At 59.3% G+C, this 16,488-nt stretch carries 15 protein-coding genes and 1 other RNA gene; 6 read left to right on the top strand and 10 right to left on the bottom strand.

Annotated elements, in window-relative coordinates:
- Nucleotides 1–70: 70 nt before the first annotated feature.
- On the top strand, nt 71–1,519 hold the full coding sequence (locus IE087_RS04810; protein ID WP_229801262.1) for a D-alanyl-D-alanine carboxypeptidase family protein: 1,449 nt from the start codon (nt 71–73) through the stop codon (nt 1,517–1,519).
- Here IE087_RS04810 and IE087_RS04805 read toward each other — a convergent pair.
- Nucleotides 1,516–2,325, bottom strand: coding sequence for a M90 family metallopeptidase (locus IE087_RS04805; protein WP_189368125.1), 810 nt, complete (start codon nt 2,323–2,325; stop codon nt 1,516–1,518). The two genes, IE087_RS04810 and IE087_RS04805, sit on opposite strands and share 4 nt — an antisense overlap.
- On the bottom strand, nt 2,322–3,197 hold the full coding sequence (locus IE087_RS04800; RefSeq protein WP_189368124.1) for a LysR family transcriptional regulator: 876 nt from the start codon (nt 3,195–3,197) through the stop codon (nt 2,322–2,324). The genes IE087_RS04805 and IE087_RS04800 overlap by 4 nt, the downstream gene beginning before the upstream one ends.
- Before the next feature lie 226 nt (nt 3,198–3,423).
- Between IE087_RS04800 and IE087_RS04795 the strand changes: the two genes are divergently transcribed.
- Nucleotides 3,424–3,660 carry a DUF6552 family protein gene (locus tag IE087_RS04795; protein WP_189368123.1) on the top strand — a complete coding sequence of 79 codons (237 nt, stop codon included), beginning with the start codon at nt 3,424–3,426 and terminating at the stop codon, nt 3,658–3,660.
- A 55-nt stretch (nt 3,661–3,715) separates the two neighbouring features.
- On the opposite strand, the gene IE087_RS04790 is transcribed toward IE087_RS04795, so the two are convergent.
- The 5 genes from IE087_RS04790 to IE087_RS04770 form a co-directional block, all read right to left on the bottom strand.
- A complete protein-coding gene (locus tag IE087_RS04790) occupies nt 3,716–5,293 on the bottom strand; it encodes an ABC transporter ATP-binding protein (protein ID WP_189368122.1) in 1,578 nt (525 codons plus the stop codon).
- Nucleotides 5,293–6,474 carry an ABC transporter permease gene (locus IE087_RS04785; protein WP_189368121.1) on the bottom strand — a complete coding sequence of 394 codons (1,182 nt, stop codon included), beginning with the start codon at nt 6,472–6,474 and terminating at the stop codon, nt 5,293–5,295. The genes IE087_RS04790 and IE087_RS04785 overlap by 1 nt, the downstream gene beginning before the upstream one ends.
- Nucleotides 6,474–7,565, bottom strand: a complete 1,092-nt coding sequence (locus IE087_RS04780; RefSeq protein WP_189368120.1) for a microcin C ABC transporter permease YejB — start codon at nt 7,563–7,565, stop codon at nt 6,474–6,476. The genes IE087_RS04785 and IE087_RS04780 overlap by 1 nt, the downstream gene beginning before the upstream one ends.
- Nucleotides 7,566–7,569: 4 nt before the next feature.
- On the bottom strand, nt 7,570–9,522 hold the full coding sequence (locus IE087_RS04775; protein WP_189368119.1) for an extracellular solute-binding protein: 1,953 nt from the start codon (nt 9,520–9,522) through the stop codon (nt 7,570–7,572).
- Nucleotides 9,523–9,712: 190 nt separating this feature from the next.
- A complete protein-coding gene (locus IE087_RS04770) occupies nt 9,713–10,216 on the bottom strand; it encodes a c-type cytochrome (RefSeq protein WP_189368118.1) in 504 nt (167 codons plus the stop codon).
- A 137-nt stretch (nt 10,217–10,353) separates the two neighbouring features.
- On the opposite strand from IE087_RS04770, the gene IE087_RS04765 reads away from it, so the two are divergent.
- Nucleotides 10,354–11,184: a prephenate dehydratase gene (locus IE087_RS04765; RefSeq protein WP_189368117.1), complete on the top strand. Its 831-nt coding sequence runs from the start codon at nt 10,354–10,356 to the stop codon at nt 11,182–11,184.
- A 64-nt stretch (nt 11,185–11,248) separates the two neighbouring features.
- On the opposite strand, the gene IE087_RS04760 is transcribed toward IE087_RS04765, so the two are convergent.
- Both IE087_RS04760 and nudC read right to left on the bottom strand, forming a co-directional pair.
- Nucleotides 11,249–11,716, bottom strand: a complete 468-nt coding sequence (locus IE087_RS04760) for an SRPBCC family protein (protein ID WP_189368116.1) — start codon at nt 11,714–11,716, stop codon at nt 11,249–11,251.
- A gap of 39 nt (nt 11,717–11,755) precedes the next feature.
- Nucleotides 11,756–12,727, bottom strand: coding sequence for an NAD(+) diphosphatase (gene nudC, locus IE087_RS04755; protein WP_189368115.1), 972 nt, complete (start codon nt 12,725–12,727; stop codon nt 11,756–11,758).
- A gap of 149 nt (nt 12,728–12,876) precedes the next feature.
- Between nudC and IE087_RS04750 the strand changes: the two genes are divergently transcribed.
- Both IE087_RS04750 and ffs read left to right on the top strand, forming a co-directional pair.
- Nucleotides 12,877–14,694: a 5'-nucleotidase C-terminal domain-containing protein gene (locus IE087_RS04750; RefSeq protein ID WP_189368114.1), complete on the top strand. Its 1,818-nt coding sequence runs from the start codon at nt 12,877–12,879 to the stop codon at nt 14,692–14,694.
- 50 nt (nt 14,695–14,744) lie between these two features.
- Nucleotides 14,745–14,842: signal recognition particle sRNA small type (gene ffs, locus IE087_RS04745), an RNA gene on the top strand.
- A 64-nt stretch (nt 14,843–14,906) separates the two neighbouring features.
- On the opposite strand, the gene IE087_RS04740 is transcribed toward ffs, so the two are convergent.
- On the bottom strand, nt 14,907–15,770 hold the full coding sequence (locus IE087_RS04740) for an alpha/beta hydrolase family protein (RefSeq protein ID WP_189368113.1): 864 nt from the start codon (nt 15,768–15,770) through the stop codon (nt 14,907–14,909).
- An 83-nt stretch (nt 15,771–15,853) separates the two neighbouring features.
- Between IE087_RS04740 and IE087_RS04735 the strand changes: the two genes are divergently transcribed.
- The gene (locus tag IE087_RS04735; protein WP_189368112.1) at nt 15,854–16,402 is read left to right on the top strand and encodes a TetR/AcrR family transcriptional regulator; all 549 of its coding nucleotides are present in this window, start codon (nt 15,854–15,856) and stop codon (nt 16,400–16,402) included.
- The last annotated feature ends 86 nt before the right edge of the window (nt 16,403–16,488 follow it).

The raw sequence follows: 16,488 nt of genomic DNA, 5'->3' as shown, positions 1-16,488 counted from the left end.
GCGTAACGGCAAATACAAAAAAGGTCAGTCGAATAATCGGCGGCCAGAGGCAGACATAGGCAGGTTTACCGTGAAGGTTCGGCGCGCACAGCCGGCCCGGCTAGGGCTTATTCTTTTTGCGTTATTGTGGATGGTGGTCATTGTGCCCGCCTCAGTCATGGCTGCGCCCTATGCAGCGATGGTGATGGATGCGCGTACAGGCGAGGTTCTGCATTCGCGTAATGCGGATACGCGGCTGCACCCCGCATCCCTGACCAAGATGATGACGCTTTATGTGGTGTTCCAGGCCGTTGAGCGCGGCGAAATTTCAATGGACACCAAGGTGAAGGTATCGAAAAAGGCCGCTGCCGAGGTTCCCTCGAAACTGGGGCTGCGGGCCGGGTCCAGCATCAAGCTGCGCTATCTGGTTCGAGCCTCTGCCGTGAAGTCGGCGAATGATGCGGCCACAGCCATTGCCGAGGCTATTTCGGGGTCCGAAGCTGCGTTTGCGCGCCGTATGAATCGCACGGCCAAGTCACTTGGCATGACCCGCACAACCTTTAAGAACGCCCATGGTCTGACCGAGAGCGGGCACCTGTCCACAGCCCGCGACATGTCGATCCTTGGGCGGCATCTGCTGTACGATTACCCGCAGTATTACAACCTGTTCTCGCGCACCTCGACAAACGCGGGGATCGCCACGGTGAACAACACGAACCGTCGCATGCTGGCCAACTACAAGGGCGCGGACGGGATCAAGACGGGCTACACCCGCGCCGCCGGTTTCAACCTTGTTGCATCGGCCGAGCGTGGGAATGAGCGCATCATCGCGACCGTCTTTGGCGGCAAGTCCACCGCATCGCGCAATGCCAAGGTGGCAGAGCTGCTGGACCTTGGGTTCCGCCGTGCACCCAGCCGTGCGCCCCTGCGCAAGCCGTCCAAGCCCAACTATGTGCCCGGGGATGAGCCCGTCATCGTTGCGGGCAACCAGAATGCGCCAAAGGGCGCAGGCAAGATCATTCGCCTGAGTGGCGCGGTCAAGACCAGCTATCGCCCGAAGATGCGTCCTGGCAGCGCCGCCCCCGTTCTGGTCGCCGAAGCGCCCGTCGCATCGACCGTCTTGCCGGATGACATCCAGACCGCATTGGTCGCGGCGCAAGTCAGCGAGACATCGGCGCCCGCTGCCGCAACTGCCGTCACTGCCGCGTTGGCGCCCCCAACGGTTCGCCCAGAGGCACGTCCCACGCAGGTGGCGCTGAGAGCGGAGCCCGAGGTCGTAACCCGTGTATCCACCTCCGGAGGTCGCCATTGGGGTGTGAACGTGGGTCGCTATGGCAGCCGCTACAAGGCCGAGAAGGTTCTCTTGCAGACCGCGTTGACCGAGATGTCATCTCTGGATGGCAGCCTGCGCAAAGTTGTCCGCCGCCCGACGGGCTTTGACGCCAATTTCATGGGCATGACCCGTGATGGGGCCGATCTGGCCTGCCGTCGCCTGCAATCGCGCAACATGACCTGCTTTATGATCGGGCCGCAATCCTAGCGCCAACTGGCTGGATCAACGTTCAACAGCTTGGAAAGCTGTGCGTAGACTTCGGGCTCGGCGTCTTGAAGCGCGTGCGGTTTTTCGAAAAACAGCTCGACCGCGACCGCAAAGAACTCTTCATGACTGGTCGCGCCGTAGGCGTCGATGGCAGTGCGCCGTCCGGCCTGCGTGTTGGTGACATGCCGATCATACGCCTCAATGATCACCTGCGCCCAGCGCGCGAAACTCTGACCCTCAGCCATGGGAGGCGCCCCGTCGGTCTGGCCTGATAGGTCATCCAGTTGATGGGCAAATTCGTGCAGGACTACGTTCAACCCGTCGCTGTCATTCAAACCGCCGTGCTGCGCGTCCCGCCACGACAGCACGACAGGACCACGTGACCAGCTTTCACCAAGGCGCACCACCTCTTCCTCGGTCACGACATAGCCATCCTGCAGGGTTTGCTTGGATTTGAACGCGCCGGGATAGATCAACACGGTCGTCAGGTGCTTGTACCAGGCATCCGTACCGACAACGAGCAGGGCCGCCTGCCCCGCAATGCTGAGCGCGATGTCGTCGGTCACTTCAAGCCCGTCACACCCCACCAGATCAACCTGGCTGAGGAATAGCGCGACCTTGCCCTCGAACGGTTCCTTGAGCTCAGGAGGTAATTTATGGGCCAAGGGCACCTGCGACCGAATGATGCGCCATTCCTCATCCGTCAGGCGTGAGGCGAGCACCTCTTGCTGCCACTGCCGCTTCGACCGCGCGCGCCAAATCAGAAAGCCACCGATCAGGATCAGAAGTCCAAGAAACAACATCATTCCTTCGCCGCCTTTCTGATCCAGCGCATAAAATCCCGCAGCGCAGGGCGCAGAATGCCAGGGCGCGTGACAAGGTGATACCCTGCGCCATCGACCGCATCCTCGTGCAGGACAACCAGCCGACCGGCAGCGATGTCAGCGGCCACAAAGTTGCGGACAGTAACGGCAAGCCCCTGCCCGTCCCGCGCACCGTCGAGCATGAGGTTTCCAGGCACCTGCGTCACCGGCCCCCTTGGCATGTCGGCTGCTCCACGCTGGGTCAGCCATCTCGAACTTTCCGTGGTTCCAACCTCTTCCAGCCACGGTAACGCCCCAAGGCCGGACGGGTCGGACACATCGCGACCGGCAACAAGGTCAGGCGCCGCGACGACAACCATCGATGTTGGAACCAGAAGTTCGCTGTCGAGCCCTTCCCATCCACCAACTCCATAGCGGATGGAAAGATCGACACCGCCGGGCGACAAATTCACAATGTCTGATGTCGGGTTGAGCACCAGATTAATCTCGGGATGCTTGACCCGGAACTCGGACAGGCGGGGCATCAACCAGGCAGAGGCAAAGCTGGGTGTGGGCGAGATATGCAGCGGGCGTGCCGCCTCTGCCCCCGTCACAAGTGCCACGGAGCGCGTGATGCTTGCAAAGCCGTCTGCGCAGCCTTGCGCCAGAATCTCACCATCCGAGGTCAATCGCATGGCCCGCCCAGAGCGGTCAAAAAGGCTCACCCCCAGATGCGCCTCAAGCGCGCGCAATTGCTGGCTGACAGCTGCATGGCTGACCGACAGCGCCTGCCCTGCAGCAACAACACTGCCCGCATCAACAAATGCGGCAAAGGCCCGGAGGGCCGCCAGAGGCGGAAGGCTACGCCACTCCATATGTCAGTTCAGCTTACACATGAGCATTCCAATTGAGTCGCATAAGGAGCGCGATGGATCAATATATAATCCATGTTCCTTAACCGCCCAAGAGGTGTTCCATGCTTAACATCTACGCTCAAACTTTCATGACAGCGGCCCGCCAACGGCGCTGTGTCCGGGTTAACCTCCCCAAAACCCGCTGGTGGCACGGCAAACGCACCAAATGCATCGATCTGGAACGGCTATGAACGCGCTCGTACGACGCTCCACCGAAACAAACACGATCAAATGGGGCGCCTCGGTCATCCAGATTTTTGGCTATGCCGCAACAGCCGTTGGGCTGGCGCCGTTGAACATGTACCTGTTCCTCGCTGGCCTGATCGGTTGGCTGATCGTGGGCTGGCGTTGGAACGACATGGCGATGACTCTGATCCATGTCATCGCGCTGGCGGCCATGGTGATCGGACTGGCCCTGGCCTGAAGGGACGGTGGGCGGGGTGTCGTTGGCCCGAAGGGGCAACGCACGTCGCCCTCCGTCAATGCGTGGCTTGTAAAAGCAGGCGCGTGTAATCTGTCTGAGGCCGTTCAAAAAGGTCCTCGGCCACGCCCTGTTCGACGATATCCCCCTGCTTCATCACCAACATCTTGTGGCTCATCGCCCGCACCACCTTGAGGTCGTGCGAGATGAACAGGAAGGCCAACCCGTATTTCTCCTGCAGTCCGCGCAAAAGCTCAACAATCTGCACTTGCACCGTCATGTCGAGGGCAGAGGTCGGCTCATCCAGCACGACCAGTTTTGGCCGCAGCACCATGGCCCGTGCAATGGCGATGCGCTGACGCTGACCGCCGGAAAACTCGTGCGGGTACCGATCCATCGTCATGGGATCGAGGCCCACCTCAGTCATCACCTCGGCCACCACCTCGCGTGCGCTGCGCCCATCATCAATGCCGTGCACGCCCAGCCCTTCGGCAATGATCTGCATCGCCGTCATCCGGGGGGACAAAGACCCAAATGGGTCCTGAAATACGATCTGCATATCCTTGCGCAACCGCCGCAGCTCGCGCACGGACCACGCCCGGATGTCCTGCCCCATGTAGACGATCCGCCCCTCGGACGAGATCAGCCGCATGATGGCCAGCGCCAGCGTGGTCTTGCCCGATCCGCTTTCACCCACGATGCCCACGGTTTCGCCCGCGTGTACCCTGATGGTGGCGTCGTTCACCGCCTTCACATGACCAACCGTCTTACGCAGAAGGCCCGCCGTGATGGGAAACCAGACTTTCAGGTGTTCCGTCTCGGCCACCAGTTCCGCGTCCATTGGCACCGGCGATGGTTGGCCCGTCGGCTCCGCGCTCAGCAGCTTCTGCGTGTAGGGGTGCTTGGGTGCGTCGAAAATCTCTTTCGTCGGGCCGGTTTCCACGATCTCGCCATTCTGCATGACACAGACGCGATCCGCGATGCGCCGCACGATGCCGAGGTCGTGAGTGATGAACAGGAGGCCCATACCTTCGGCCGCCTTCAGATCCGCCAGAAGGTCGAGGATTTGCGCCTGGATGGTGACATCAAGCGCCGTCGTCGGTTCATCGGCAATCAGGACGTCCGGCTTGTTGGCCAGCGCCATCGCGATCATCACGCGCTGGCGTTGCCCCCCCGACAGTTCGTGCGGATAGGCATTGAGACGGCTTTCGGCGTCCCGGATGCCGACTTTGTCCAGAAGTTCGAGGATGCGCGCACGGGCCGCATCCCCGGCGATCCCCTGATGCAGCGCAAGGCTTTCGCCCAATTGCTTGGCAATCGTATGCAGCGGGTTCAGCGACGTCATCGGTTCCTGGAAGATGAACGAGATGTCATTGCCCCGCACCTTGCGCAGCAGCCGCTCCTCCGCCCCGATCATTTCCTGACCGTCATAGGTGACAGAGCCAGTGACCTCGGCGCTGTCGCCCAGCAAGGACACGGTAGAGAGGGCGGACACCGATTTACCCGACCCGGACTCCCCCACCAGCGCGACCGTCTCGCCCCGGTCCACATGGAACGACACGCCCTTGACCGCCTCGGTCAGTTGACCGTCCTGGCGGAAACCGACACGCAGGTCTTTGACTTGTAGGAGCGCCATCAGGAGAAAGTCTTTCTTGGATCGAACGCGTCGCGGATGCCTTCGAAGATAAAGATCAACAGGCTGAGCATCACGGCGAACACGGTAAAGGCGGTGAAGGCAAGCCACGGGGCCTGCAGGTTCTGCTTGGCTTGCAGCGTCAGCTCCCCGAGCGAGGGGGCGGAGGACGGCAGACCAAAGCCGAGGAAGTCGAGCACAGCGAGAGACGAGATCGTGCCCGTGATGATGAAGGGCAGCATGGTCAGCGTCGCCACCATGGCGTTGGGCAGCATGTGCCGGAACATGATGGTCAGGTTGCTGACGCCCAGCGCACGCGCCGCGCGGACATATTCGAGGTTCCGGGCACGCAGGAATTCGGCGCGCACCACCCCCACAAGCCCTGTCCAGCCAAACAGGATCAGGAGGAACACGAGCAGCCAGAAACTTCGACCCAGGATCGCGAACATGATGATGATGACGTAGAGGCTGGGGGTGGAGGACCAGATCTCGATGATCCGTTGGAAGATCAGGTCGGTGCGCCCACCGAAATAGCCCTGAATGGCACCGGCAAAGATGCCGACGATGGCCGAGGCCCCTGTGACAACAAGGGTGAACAGGACGGACAATCGGAAGCCATGGATGACACGGGCCAGCACGTCCCGTTTGGTGCCATCGGTGCCAAGCAGGTTCTCTCCGTTGGGCGGCAGCGGGGCCGCGCCGGGGCGGTCCACGGCGGTGTCGAAGCTGTAGGGAATAAGAGGCCAGATGGTCCAGCCCTTGGTGATCGCCTCGCCATCAACCTCGCCATCCTGCGCGTCTTCGATGACGCCTTCGGGGTCGTCAAAACAGGTATCCAGCCCGCCTGATACGATCAGGCACTCGACCTCGGGGTCGCGGTAACTCGCCTCGGTCCGGAAGTCGCCGCCGAAAGCGGTTTCGGGGTAGAAGTTCCAGATCGGGGTATAGAACTGGCCCTGATACCGCACGAGGATCGGCTTGTCGTAGGCGATCAGTTCGGCCACCAGCGACAGTCCGAACAGGATCGAGAAGATCCAGAGCGACCAGTAGGCGCGGCGGTTCTTCTTGAAGTTCCGCCAACGACGCTGGTTCAGCGGCGACAGGGAGAAGAACGGTCGGCGTGGGGCTGGCACCACAGGGGCGGGCGTGGTGTCCGTCTCGATCACGGGGTCCGGCATAGCCATCAGCCTTCCCTCCGCTCAAAGTCGATGCGGGGATCGACCAGCACGTACATCAGGTCCGAGATGATACCGACCAATAGGCCCATGAGGCCAAAAATGTAGAGCGTGCCGAAGACAATCGGGTAATCGCGGGCCACTGCCGCCTCGAACCCGAGCCGCCCAAGCCCATCGAGCGAGAAGATAGTTTCGATGATCAGGGAACCGCCGAAGAAGACGCCGATGAACACCGCAGGGAAACCCGCAATGACGATCAGCATGGCGTTGCGGAAGACGTGGCCATAGAGCACGCGGCGCTCTGACAGGCCCTTGGCGCGTGCGGTCATGACGTAGAGTTTCTTGATTTCGTCCAGAAAGCTGTTCTTGGTCAGCAGCGTCAGCGTTGCAAATGCCCCAATCGTACCTGCCAGCACCGGCAGGGTGATATGCCAGAAATAGTCGGCCACTTTACCCAACGCACTAAGGTCATCGAAGTTGTCAGAGGTCAGGCCGCGGAGCGGGAATATCTGGAAGTAGCTGCCACCCGCAAAGAGCACGAGCAGCAGGATGGCAAACAGGAACCCGGGGATGGCGTAGGCTGCAATGATGGCGCCAGACGTCCAGGTGTCGAACGGCGTGCCGTCCTTGACCGCCTTGCGAATGCCGAGCGGGATCGACACGAGATAAGCGATAAGCGTGGACCAGAGCCCCAGCGTGATCGACACGGGCAGTTTTTCGATAATCAGGTCCACGACGCTGATAGATCGGAAGTAACTGTCCCCGAAGTCGAACCGGGCATAGTTCCAGATCATGTTCAGAAAGCGCTGTACGGGCGGCTTGTCGAACCCAAACTCGGCTTTCAGTTCTTCGATGAATTCGGGTGGCAACCCCCGCGCCCCCACATATTCACTGTTGGAGGCGGTATCGAGCTCGTCGGCCCCCGCATCATTGTTGCCCCCGGCAAACCCGCCAAAGACGTCGCCCCCACCCTGTGCCCGTGCAATGGCCTGTTCCACAGGACCGCCGGGCACGAATTGCGTCAGGGTGAAGTTAACCAACAGGATGCCCAGCAAGGTCGGGATGACCAAGAGCAGCCTTCGCAGGATATAGGGGCCCATTGCCTTACCTCAGCGCACCGGACGCTTTGAGATCAGCGGCCTTGTCTTCGTTCACCCACCAGAAATCGAGGTAGCCAAGGTTGTAGGGTGGAATGACCGGCGGGTGTTCGTACATGTCGTAATAAGCGACCCAGTGGTTCGGGTTGTACCAGACAGGCACCATGAAGAATTCATGGCGCAACGCCCGATCCAGCGCCATCATTGACGCCGTTTCTTCCTCTTGCGTTTCTGCTCGCAAAGACACTGCGATTATTTTGTCGATCAACGGGCTGGCGAGCCCGGCAGGGTTGAACAGGGAAAACGCCGCGTCCTCGGAACCGAACCGTTGCTCAAGCCCCGTACCCGTACCGATAAAGGCTGAATAGCTGTCGTAGATCAGGTCATAATCGCGGTCGCGCTCACGCGAGGTGAATTGCGATGGGTCCACACGTTCCAGCGTGATGTCGATGCCCATGTCGGACACGTTCGACACAAAATTCTCCATAACACCGGTCAGTGTTGGGGATGCGGAGCTGTTGAACAGGAAGTTCAGTTTCAAGACCTCCCCATCTGCATTGCGACGCAATCCGTCGTCGCCAACCTCCCATCCTGCATCATCAAGCAGACGCATGGCCTTGCGCAGATTGCGGCGATCGCGAAGGGTTTCGGGATTGGATGTATGTGGCATGCGCGCGGGTTCTGTCAGCATCTCCTCTGGCACGATGTCGCCCAGAGACTGCAGAAGCTCCAACTCGATCCCCGTTGGCGCATCGGTGGCCATGACGGGCGTGCCTTGGCTGAAGGAGGCGCGCTGTTTGAACAGGCCGTATTGCAGGCTTTCGTTTGTCCATTCGAAATTATACCCCAGAGCCACCGCCTCGCGAACGCGGCGATCTTTCAACTGGTCGGATGCAAGGTTAAAGATGATACCTGTGGGTGTGGGTGGTGCGCCGTTTCTCAGCTCTTTCTGAACCACCGCGCCGGACTGAACCTTGGGAAAGTCATATTGCGTGGCCCAGATGCGGCTGTCTCCCTCGGCACGGAAGGTGTATTCCCCGGCTTTGAAGGCTTCGAAAGATGCGGCGCTGTCACCAAATATTTCGACCCTGAGGCTGTCATAGTTGTTTCTGCCAACGTTGAATGGCAAATCGTTGCCCCAATAGTCGGGATTGCGCTTGAGCACGATGCGTCGCGTCACGTCGACCGTATCGACCATGTAGGCGCCTGAGCCAGGTGAGTTTTCAAGGCGAGATTCATTGAGCTTCGCGCCGGTTTCTTCGTACCATTTCTCAGACCATACTGGTACGCCACCGACTTGTTCGATCAACGTCCGACGCGACACACCGTCAGCGAAGTAGAATTTGATCGTATGGTCATCAATCACTTCGACTTTTGGGACCAGTTTACGCACGCTATCGGCGTAGGATTTGAAACCCTGATCCAGCAACAAATTGTGGCTAAAGGCAACATCGTGAGCCCTGACAGGTGTTCCGTCCGAAAACCGCGCCTCTGGCCGCATATGGAACTTCACCCATGAACGATCCTCGGGGTACTCTAGTCGCTCGCACAACAGACAGTAGTATTCGCCATATGTGTCCGCGGGCGCTGCACCCCCGCCGGGCGCTTCCCCGAGAAGACTTTCATACATCATAATTGAGAAAAGATGTGCTCGGCCCTGGCGCGACGCCGCGTTCATCGAGTCAAGCGTCCCGACAAACGCAATCGCCAATTCCCCACCCTTGGGTGCTTCGGGGTTTACGTAGTCGAAATGTGGGTAGTCTGCGGGGTACTTCAGATTGCCGTAAAAAGAGTACCCGTGCGAAGAGATGATTTTTTGGTCTTCATCGGCACGTGCCATGCCAGACAGAGCCAAAGTCGCCAAAAGCCCAAGAACACCTAACGCGCCCCACAGGATGTGTTTGTCCCGCGCCGTACTCACACGGGTTCGTGCCTGGGCATGTTTGCGGTTGGGTTCCATCGGTACACTCCTGTTCGTGGCATTCAGGGCCGTCTTGTGATTGGAGGTAAGCTAAATGCCCAACATGCCAATATGCAACTTGAGATTCTGTGATCTTGATCCCTGGCACGTGAGGTGGTTGTAACAATTGCCAAGAAAAAAGCCGCAAGCGAGGTGCATGCGGCTTAAATTCGGTCTGACTTTGAAACGATCAGTCTGTGATCGTCGCAAGATAGGCGATCAAATTGGCACGATCTTCGATGTCACGAAGGCCGTTGTAGCCCATCGATGTGCCAGGTGCGTAACCACGCGGGCTTTCCAGAAAGCCATTCAGATGCTCTGGCGTCCAGACATCGACAACGGCGTTCAGGGCGCCGGAATAGCCAAAGCCATCAGCTGTCTCGACTGCGCGTCCAACGATATTGTGGAGGTATGGGCCAGCACCATTTGCACCCGCTTCCAGCTTGTGACACGCGCTGCACTGACGGAAAACACGCGCGCCCGCACCTGCGTCAGCGGCGGCATAAACGTCGGCAAAGGCCACCTCGACAACCTCTTCTGCGCCCTCGTCAGCACCGGTGTCGATGACATATGCTTGTTCGCCGTGACCATCGACATGGTACAGCTCTTCGGCGGCCCATTTGCCGAGCAAAAGCACCAGCAACGCACCACACAGGCTGGCCGCAATCTTGGTAAAGGTCATGGTGTCGAACATTTGGCTTCCGATTCCGTGGCTTTTCATGTTGTTCCGGCGGGTATCTACGGCTTCCCCTTGTCACTGGCAAGGTATAGAAAGCGCGACCAATCGCCCTGCCCGACGATCGGCAGCGGCGCGACAGCAAAGGACAAACGATGTCGACACGGATTGCGTTCCAGGGTGATCTGGGCGCCTACGGCCACGAAGCCGTTCTGAAAGCCCGGCCAGATGCCACCCCAATCCCCTGCCATGCCTTCGAAGATGTCATTGCTGCCGTACGTGACGGCGCGGCCGACATGGCAATGCTTCCGGTTGAAAACACGACCTATGGGCGCGTGGCAGATATCCACCGCCTGCTGCCGCAAAGCGGGTTACATATCGTGGACGAGGCGTTTGTCCGGGTGCGCATCGCGCTGATGGCGCTTCCGGGCCAGACGCTGGATGATGTTTCGCTGGTCCGTGCGCACCCCGTTTTGATCCCGCAAGCGCGCGCTTACCTCGACGCACATGGTATCGCAGCCGAAGCCGCGCCAGACAGCGCAGGGGCCGCGGCGGCCATTGCAAAAGCAAACGAAATGGGTGTCGGCGCCCTGGCGTCGTCCGTCGCAGCAGATATTCACGGCCTGAATGTTCTTGCCCGGGATATCGAGGATCAAGGGCACAACACCACGCGCTTCCTGCTGATGGCGCCCGAGAAGGACACAACGCGCCGCGCAGACACGATGATCACCACATTTGTTTTTGAGGTCCGGAACATTCCCGCGGCGCTCTACAAGGCAATGGGTGGATTCGCCACAAATGGTGTGAACATGACCAAGCTGGAAAGTTACATGGTTGGCGGAGCGTTTACGGCCACCCAGTTTTACGCCGATGTGGAAGGCCACCCCGAAGACCCACCGCTCGCACGAGCCTTGGAAGAGTTGGACTATTTCACAAACCGGTTGGACATCCTTGGCGTATACCCTGCCGCTGCAGGTCGAGACTGATCACGGGTCGGTGGGCGGGCGCCTTTGACCCGGGAGGGTCAAACAGAGCCGCACAGCGACCGGGTCAGGCGCTGCGCTCCAGACGTTCTTCCAGCCCCTTGGCATAATCTGCCACACGCAACTTGAAACGCTTTGTAAGGGATGACTTGGCCAATTTCAGCGATTGAATGAAAAGCCGGGTCGACAATGTCAGCGGCGTGATATCCAGCGCCAGAGCCATGCGTGTGCGACTGCGCGACAACGCCAGCAACTCGATGGAAAACGTGCCACTGATCCCGGCGGAATTGATATCAAAGACCATTTCATTCGGTGCGTCATATCGGGTGAGCTCAAGATCCATCTCGCGCCGACGTCCGCGCATCTTGAAATAGACCTTCCAGCGCATACCAACACCGACTTGGGTCAGCGGATCCACACGTTGCACCTCGGCACCGCGGCGCATGGCCTGCCGTTCAAAACCATCAAAGTCATTGAGAGCCGCGAACACCTTGTCGATTGATGCTGCAACGTCTTCCCGGGCCGAGAACTTCATTCCATGTGCCTGCAGATTTTTACCAAGGACAGTGTCCCCTCAATCAAGGGTGTCCGCAAGCCAGTTCTCAAGTAAAAAGTGTGCGATTGCCCCCTTACGTGCGGGCAAGACCGTTTTGTGCTCACCGGCAAAGATCGACAACATCTCTTCACGCGTAACCCATATCGCGTCTTCAATCTCGTTTGGATCGATTGTGATGTCCCGGCTCAACGCTTCGCCCAGACACCCAAACATCAAAGACGCCGGAAACGGCCAGGGCTGGCTCGAAAGATAAGAAACCGGTCCAACGCGAATGCCGGCTTCTTCAAAGACTTCCCGTCGCACCGCTGCTTCAAGAGTTTCGCCCGGCTCCACAAAACCAGCCAGCAATGAATACATTCCGTCAGGCCATCCCGGCGAACGCCCCATAAGAACCGAATTTCCGTGCGTGATCAACATGATGACCACGGGGTCAGTACGTGGGAAATGGTGTGCTCCACATGATGGGCAGGTGCGTTGCCAGCCTGCCTGGGTCATTTCAGATGCTGCGCCACATTTTGCGCAGAACCGATGGCTGTCATGCCATCCAAAGACGGCTTTGGCCGTGGCGGCCAACTCTGCGTCACGCGGGGTCAGCCACGTCATTGTACGCCGCAACTCGGCAAAGACTTCGTCTTCGGCGCAGGCGGGATGCTGCTGCTCGGTCGGGTCCAGGAAACCACCAAGCGCTGACGGGTCAAGATCATCAGGTGCCCAACCAGACACGTCGAGAGCAAAGCGCGGCGCCCCATCCTCACGCCCAAGGAACACCGAAGCATTCGCGTCAGCAACGGCGCAAGCGGGGTGATCCATCGCCAAACGTGCCAGAGACGCAGGCCGAGCCCGGTGGATCAGCGGTTTACCACGCCATATCAGAATGGCACGCGCCGTTGGATCTGATTGCGCCCTTGCGATGGCCTGTGCGTCACCTCTCAGCTCTGCCGCCCGGTCGAGGTTGGACCCCCCGAATGTCACGGTCTCTGCATGTTTCATGCCTGCCCTCGCATCTTCTTCGTTTGTGCTTGCTTGGCATGTGCCAGACGGTGACGCAATGGGCCGGCGTATGGTCAGATGAGGCTGTTTCCGCATGAAATGTTCTTTTTAGCTTGCCATGAACTCAACCGTAGGGTGCAAGTGAGATCATGACCCTGCCGACCGCTTGTTTACGCATCGCCGCCACATCCGATGTCCATATGCAACTCACCGGATGGGATGCGCTTCATGACAAGCACATGCCGAGCAAGGGCATGGATCGTCTCGCCAACCTGGTCTTCGACGCACGTGGCAGCGCGAAGGGCGGCTTCATCATGCTTGACAACGGAGATGCGCTCCAAGGCACTTCCTTGGGGGACATTTGCGTGGACTCTCCGGATGAACACCCATGGCCAGCCGTTCTGCACGCACTTGACTATGATGCGGTCGGCCTCGGCAACCATGACTTCGATTTTGGGCTGTCTTTCCTCAACACGGTGATGGGGCAGGCCAGTTGCCCGGTGCTCTGCGCCAGTGAGACCACCAATGCGATCACCTGCACAACCTCCTTCACAATCATCAAGCGCAGTTTACCATGCTCGGATGGTCAGGATCGCCTACTACGTGTTGGTCTGACATCCGTTCTGCCACCGCAAACTGCTATTTGGAACCGGCGCTGCCTTGATGATAAGGTACACTTCGAAGGCGGTGTCGAGGCCGCAGGCAAAGCAGTTTCCGCCCTCCGCGATGCCGGCGCAGACTTAGTGGTTTTACTATGCCATAGCGGACTGGACGACGATATCGACGCGGCAGAGGAGAACTTTGGGGCTGCGATCGCCGCGAAGGTTTCCGGGATAGATGCGATGATCCTCGGCCACACCCATCTCAGATTTCCCGGCCCCGATCATACCGGGTTTCAGGGTGTGGACGCGATCAACGGCACGGTTTGGGGCGTACCGGCGGTGATGCCGGGACCCGCGGGTACAGAGCTTGGGTTGATCGACCTCACTTTGTTGCATGGCGAGAATGGATGGCAGGTCAACGAACATAATGTGCGGCGTTCTGCTGTGCGCAGCGGCGACGCCCCGAACCAAAATCTGTTCGACATAATCAGTCCAGTGATTGATACCGCACGAACGCATCTGAGTAAGCCAATCGGGACAACACCCGAACATCTGAACACATGGTTTTCGATGCTGCGCCCATCCGCAGCCGAGGCGCTGATTGCATCAGCCCTTTCAGGCACGATCGCGAACGCCATTGCCGGGACAGGTCTTGACGGGTTACCCATATTGGCCAGCGTTGCGCCAGTTGCGCTGGGTGGCAGGACCGGTCCAGACAACTATGTCGACATTCCGGCAGGCCCTTTATGTGAACGCCACGTCGCCATGTTGTGTCCCTACCCGAACACTGTCTGGGCCGCAGTCCTGACCGGAGCAGACCTGTACAATTGGATCGAGCGCAGCTTGGCCTTTTTCAACCCGCCTTATGGTGACGGCGCGGCGTTGGTAAACCCAGACGCACCTGCTTTCAACTTTGACATGCTGCATGGCATGGAGGTCGAGGTGAATCTGGAAACCCCTGCCGCATTTGGCGTCGACGGGCATCGGATCCGACCTGATAACAGCCGTATTCGGCAACTGACATATCTTGGGCGCCCGGTCTCGGCGCAAGCTCGCTTCGTGGTTGCCATGACCAGCTACCGTGGCGCTGGCGGAGGAAACTATCCCGGCATTGGCCCACAAACAGAGATTGTGCGCACGCAGGTGGAGATGCGCGACGCCCTAAGGGCGGCAGTGACCCATGACCTTCCATCCACCATTGTCCCCGGTGTGCAGCCTTGGCGTTTCAAGCCGAACCAAAGTGCGCGCCGCGTTATTCAGACCTCTCCGGTGGCAGCAGGTCATTTGTCCTATATCTCGGAATTTGATCCGCAGCTCTTGGGATTGGACGAAAGCGGGTTTCTTCAGATTGAGGTGACGATTTGACGAGATGCGCGCCCCTTGCGCTGGATGGGTGCCCGCTTTATATGCCTACTTGAGAGGTTGGCGCGGGCAGGCGCCTCGCCAACCCGGTCAGATCCGGAAGGAAGCAGCCGTAACGAGCCCCGCTTGGGTCGTTGTCAATCTCTCACCTCAGCGCGCCTTGGCGCGCGTAAGTCTGGCAGCGTATCGCACAAGCGATGCGCGAGAAGACTCCACTACCCTTCAAGCAATACCGGCCAAATCGCCTTGTTCCGGCGCGAGAATGCACCAAGGTGTCCGACATTCCTGAGCCCATGGTCTCGCGGGTCCACCACAACAGGCTCAGCCCCATAGACATCAGCCAGCCGTGCCACCTGCGGCGGCGGGATCAGATCGTCATCAGTAAAGGCATGTAGGCGCACCTTTGCTTTGCTCTGCCAGTTCGGCGCAGGCAGACGGGCCCCAATATCCGCATCATAAAAGTTGCGGGAAGTGCACCATTTGCGCCATTGCCAGAACACATCTGATGGCAGGTCTTCCCCAAAACGGAGCGACTTGCCGGGCAGGTATCCGCACAACAGCGTGGCCAATGGCCCCAACACAAACCAGAAATTCAACGCCATCGCGCGGTAGGGCCATGGATGGTCATTGTGGTGCACCATGCCAGACGCCACGCCGATGACACGGGCAACATCCTCCATTTCAGGTTGGTTGGGCAGCAACATGGCGCCGAGGGAATGGCCGACGATCCATAGCGGCGTGTCGGGAACTTCTCGGCGCATGGCACGGCGCGCAGCCACCTGATCACGAATGCCCCAGTCAGTCATATCCGCCTGCACCCGCCGCAAAGGCCCCGCATAAGAGCGCCCAAGACCGCGATAATCGTAGGTCAGTACGGCCATGCCACGCTCTGCCGCCATCCACCGGGCGAAATGTGTGTAGAACGTTTGTGGCACACCGGTCGCGCTGTTCAGCACCACGGCGGCAAAGGGGCGTTGGTTGGGGCGATACATCCGACCAACCAGTTCTGCACCATCCTGAGTTTTGAATGCGAGCGATCTTTCGGTCACCGCGCGCTGCACCGGAGCTGTATCAAACATGGAGTGCCTCCCTGATCACCTCTAGACCAATTGGTCTAATTGCAACGCTGGACCAATCGGTCTATTCCTGTCAAGGTCAAAATATGAATGATCGTCCGCTCCCCACTAAGGATCGCCTGATCCTGTCCGCTGCCACCTTGTTCCGCACACGCGGGTATCACGGTGTCGGCTTGGCTGACCTTTTGGCCGACGCAAAAGCACCCAAGGGGTCGCTCTATCACCACTTTCCGAATGGGAAATCCGACCTTGCGATGGCGGCGGCTACCTGGGCTTCGGATGAGATGCTGCGCTTGATCGCAGCGAGTTTTGACGGCTCTGAAACCTTCAATGACGGCGCGAAAACTTTGTGTTTCAAGCTCGCCAAGCTCTTTGACATCACGGGTTGGGACACGTGCCCAATCGCCGCGACCCTGTTCGAAGGCCCCGACAACGAAGATTTCAGAGACCACGCCAGTCACATTTACGAAGGGTGGATCACCGAGGTTCAGGATCACGCCGCGCGGCTGGGCCTGAGTGCGGAAGACGCACAAGCCAAATCTGAGCACCTGTTCATGTTGATTCAGGGTGGCTGGGCATTGGCCCGCGCGCGCCGCAATTCCGACGTGATCCGGAAGATGACGGATCGCCTGTAGCGAGGTGCGGCGCGGCTAGGACTTCCCAAACACGCGAGACAAAGAGCAAGATAGCGGTTACGCCCCAGACCTGACAGCAGTGGTGG

Source organism: Tateyamaria omphalii (genome assembly GCF_014651375.1).
Classification (GTDB): Bacteria; Pseudomonadota; Alphaproteobacteria; order Rhodobacterales; family Rhodobacteraceae; genus Tateyamaria; species Tateyamaria omphalii.
The sequence above is the reverse complement of the archived record's forward strand: the minus strand, read 5'-3'. Positions and strand labels throughout refer to the sequence as shown.

What these genes read in the sequence shown, in the direction of transcription:
- IE087_RS04765 (WP_189368117.1), top strand. Translation starts at nt 10,354, where the DNA reads ATGTCGACACGGATTGCGTTCCAGGGTGATCTGGGCGCCTACGGCCAC.
- IE087_RS04760 (WP_189368116.1), bottom strand. Translation starts at nt 11,716, where the DNA reads ATGAAGTTCTCGGCCCGGGAAGACGTTGCAGCATCAATCGACAAGGTG.
- IE087_RS04795 (WP_189368123.1), top strand. Translation starts at nt 3,424, where the DNA reads ATGAACGCGCTCGTACGACGCTCCACCGAAACAAACACGATCAAATGG.
- IE087_RS04775 (WP_189368119.1), bottom strand. Translation starts at nt 9,522, where the DNA reads ATGGAACCCAACCGCAAACATGCCCAGGCACGAACCCGTGTGAGTACG.
- IE087_RS04750 (WP_189368114.1), top strand. Translation starts at nt 12,877, where the DNA reads ATGACCCTGCCGACCGCTTGTTTACGCATCGCCGCCACATCCGATGTC.
- IE087_RS04735 (WP_189368112.1), top strand. Translation starts at nt 15,854, where the DNA reads ATGAATGATCGTCCGCTCCCCACTAAGGATCGCCTGATCCTGTCCGCT.
- IE087_RS04770 (WP_189368118.1), bottom strand. Translation starts at nt 10,216, where the DNA reads ATGTTCGACACCATGACCTTTACCAAGATTGCGGCCAGCCTGTGTGGT.
- IE087_RS04790 (WP_189368122.1), bottom strand. Translation starts at nt 5,293, where the DNA reads ATGGCGCTCCTACAAGTCAAAGACCTGCGTGTCGGTTTCCGCCAGGAC.
- IE087_RS04800 (WP_189368124.1), bottom strand. Translation starts at nt 3,197, where the DNA reads ATGGAGTGGCGTAGCCTTCCGCCTCTGGCGGCCCTCCGGGCCTTTGCC.
- IE087_RS04780 (WP_189368120.1), bottom strand. Translation starts at nt 7,565, where the DNA reads ATGGGCCCCTATATCCTGCGAAGGCTGCTCTTGGTCATCCCGACCTTG.
- IE087_RS04740 (WP_189368113.1), bottom strand. Translation starts at nt 15,770, where the DNA reads ATGTTTGATACAGCTCCGGTGCAGCGCGCGGTGACCGAAAGATCGCTC.
- IE087_RS04785 (WP_189368121.1), bottom strand. Translation starts at nt 6,474, where the DNA reads ATGGCTATGCCGGACCCCGTGATCGAGACGGACACCACGCCCGCCCCT.
- IE087_RS04805 (WP_189368125.1), bottom strand. Translation starts at nt 2,325, where the DNA reads ATGATGTTGTTTCTTGGACTTCTGATCCTGATCGGTGGCTTTCTGATT.
- nudC (WP_189368115.1), bottom strand. Translation starts at nt 12,727, where the DNA reads ATGAAACATGCAGAGACCGTGACATTCGGGGGGTCCAACCTCGACCGG.